The 381-nt window shown below is 66.7% G+C and carries 1 pseudogene; it reads left to right on the top strand.

Annotated elements, in window-relative coordinates:
• Nucleotides 1-13: 13 nt before the first annotated feature.
• Nucleotides 14-381 (top strand): annotated as a pseudogene (locus LI94_RS21525) (FAD-dependent oxidoreductase); the annotation flags it as partial.

Raw genomic sequence — 381 nt, 5'->3', positions numbered from 1 at the left:
TGTATAAGAGACAGATCTGGTGGTGGTGGGCATCGGGTCACGCCCGGCCAGCGACTGGCTGGCCGGCAGTGATATCGCGGTGGCCGACGGTGTCGTCTGCGACGCGGTCGGGCGCACCAGCGCCCCCGATGTGTGGGCGATCGGCGACGTGGCGTCCTGGCGGGATGCGACCGGGAGCCAGATCCGCGTCGAGCACTGGAGCAACGTCGCCGAGCAGGCGAGGACCCTGGTGGCGGCGATGCTGAACCTGGAAGCAGTGGTGAGCCCGGGCGTGCCCTACTTCTGGAGCGACCAGTACGACGTCAAAATTCAGTGCCTGGGAAGCCCGCGCGCCGGCGACACCGTGCACGTGGTCGACGATGACTGTCTCTTATACACATC

The sequence above is a fragment of the Mycobacterium sp. UM_Kg27 genome, from assembly GCF_000972905.1.
Lineage (GTDB): Bacteria > Actinomycetota > Actinomycetes > Mycobacteriales > Mycobacteriaceae > Mycobacterium.
The sequence above is the reverse complement of the archived record's forward strand: the minus strand, read 5'-3'. Positions and strand labels throughout refer to the sequence as shown.